Genomic DNA, 2,494 nt, shown 5'->3' with positions numbered 1-2,494 from the left:
ATCGGCGCGGGCGGTGCCGGCCGTCGGCCCACGCGACGCGCCGTCCCGGTCGCGCAGGAACGCTGCGAAGGACGGGCGGGGCCCGGACAGCACCGCTGCGGGCTGCTCCCCGGCGTGCAGCCGGAACAGCTGCTCGAACAGCAGGGCGACCGAACGGGCGTCGGCCACCAGCGCATCCAGCAGAACGTGCAGGACCAGCGAGGCGTCCGGCAGGGCGGTGGTCTCAAGACGCCACAGCGGACCGTCGTCCAGCGGCATCGGCGTGGCGGCGAGGCGGGCCCGCTGGTCGGCCAGCGCCCGTTCCGCCTCCCGGGGTGTGGCGCCGGACAGGTCGTGGTGAGGGATGCGCGGCAGCGCGGGATCGGCCGGGGCGGGCTCCACCGCCAGCGTGCCGTCCGCCCGCACCCGGCACCGCAGCGCCGGGTGGTGTCGCACCAGCAGCCGCCACGCCTCCCCGAGCCGGTCCAGGTCGGGCCGCTCCAGGCGGAACTCCTGGTGCACCCGGGTCTCCCCGGCGGCCCCTCGCCCGGTGGTGCGCCCGACGAGGTACGCGGTCTGCAAGGGGGTGAGGGGGAGCCCCTCGGCGGCGTCGCCGTCCTCCGTGTCCGTCCTTCCGTCCGCCCTTCCGCCCGCTTCCAGCAGCAGCGTCATGTCGCCGAGCGAGGCGACCTCCTCCGGGGACAGGCGGGCCAGCGTCTCCAGGGCGCCCGCCATACGCGCGAAGAGGTCGTCGGCGACGCCCGGACCGAGGCGTTCGTCGTCGTAGTCGAAACTCACGTGCAGTTCGTCCCGCACCTCGTGGAGCAGGCACTCCAGCCACACTCCGGGCGTACGGGTGCGGCCTGTCCCGGTCCCGGCGGCCCCGGCCCAACCGGCCTCCTGCGGCCCGGATCCGGAACCGTGGTCGGCAGCGAGGGTGCCCAGCATGCTGGTGAAGACGAAGGGCGGCGGCTCCAGAGCCGCCCCCTGCCGCGCCTGCTCCCGCAACGCGCGCACCCCGCTGACCGCGCCGTGCTCCAGATCCGCCCACAGCTGGTCGCGCACGGCACCGGCCAGGCGGGCCGGCGGCCCGGCGGGCTCGGGTGCCAGGAACACCGACGTGGACACGAAGGGGCCCACCACCTGGGCGACGTCGGGGTGGAGCGGCAGCCGGTTGTAGGTGGTGACCACGACCGGTACGCGACCGCCGTCGGCCACCTGGCCGCAGTGGCCCGCCGCACCGGTCCGGTGCAGCAGTCCGCCGTACAGCGTCAGCAGCAGCGCGGACGGGGTGACGCGCAGCGCCGAGGCGTGCGCGGTGACGCCGCGCCAGGCGTCGGCCGGCAGACGCAGGGTGAGCCGCCGTCGCGTCGCGGAACACGGCGGACGAGGCGCCGTACGGCCGTGCTCCGGTGCTCCGGCGTCGTCCGCCGGTGCTCCCTCGGGGCGCCGGGGGCCGAGCGTGGACAGCTTGCGCCGCCAGTAGGCCAGGGCCGCCCGGGTCCGGTCCCCGTCCTCACGGGCGCGCAGTGCCCTGACATAGTCGCCGAAGCCGAACGTGGGCGGACCGGGCTCCCGTCGGCCGCGGTAGAGCGCGTACCAGCGCCGCAGCAGCAGGGACACGCTCGGGCCGTCGACCGTCATCTCGTCCACTGCGAGGTGCACCCGGCTGCGGCCGCCCGGCAGCAACGCCAGCGTCACCGAGAACAGGGGCCAGCGGTGGACGTCGAAGGGGGCGGTACGGCCCTGCTCACGCAGCTTCTCCAGCTCCGCCACCCGAGTCGGCTCGTCGGTCTGCCGCAGGTCCGTCACCGCGATGCGATAGCGCGGCACCGACCGCCGGATCCCCTGGCGGCCGTCCGGCAGCACCTCGGCGCGCAGCATCCCGGTCTCGGCGACCAGGTCGTTCCAGGCGTCCTCGGCCGCGGACGGGTCGAGGCCGTCCGCCTCGAACTCCAGGTAGATCGCGGCAGCCGACTCCGGTTCCAGGAAGCGGCCCACGCAGTACGCCTCCTGAACGTCCGTCAGGGGGAAGACGTCCTCCCACGCCCCCGACGCCTCGGCGGTGGGGGAGGGTACCGGCCCGGCGGTGCGGGGCCCGGTGTCGTGTCGGATGGACTGCACTACGGCTCCTCAGGACTCGGGACGGTGGAGCGAGGGCGGCAGACCGTTGCCGGACCGCGCGCCGGCGGGCGGCCTGGGTACGGGGGTGGGCGCGGCGGACGCCGAGGCGATCCGCCGGGCGATCGCGGCGAGCGGTGCGTCACCGCCGAGCAGGTCCAGCGGGAGCTCGACGCCGAACTCCTCCTCGGCGGCGAACCGCAGACTCATCAGGTTGACCGAGTCCATCCCCGCCTGAACCAGGGACCGCCCGGCGTCCACGTGGTCCCGCCGCCCCGGAACGCGCGGCACCACCAGGTCCTCCAGCCGCCTGAGCACGTGCTGGTACTGGCCGTCCGCGTCGCCCGCGCCCGGCGACCCGCCGCCGTCCCGGTCCGCCGGCACCGGCCGGGAC

Annotated in this window: 2 protein-coding genes; both read right to left on the bottom strand. The window is 75.9% G+C overall.

The features are described 5' to 3' along the window. A partial coding sequence (locus CLM62_RS01315; protein ID WP_257003601.1) for a condensation domain-containing protein occupies window positions 1-2,103 on the bottom strand: 2,103 nt, incomplete at its 3' end. A 9-nt stretch (window positions 2,104-2,112) separates the two neighbouring features. Next, window positions 2,113-2,494: acyl carrier protein (locus CLM62_RS01310; protein ID WP_095748032.1), on the bottom strand; the 382-nt coding region annotated here is incomplete at its 5' end.

Origin of the sequence: Streptomyces sp. SA15 (assembly GCF_002291145.1) — a bacterium.
GTDB lineage: Bacteria > Actinomycetota > Actinomycetes > Streptomycetales > Streptomycetaceae > Streptomyces.
This window is presented reverse-complemented; position numbering and strand designations above follow the sequence as displayed.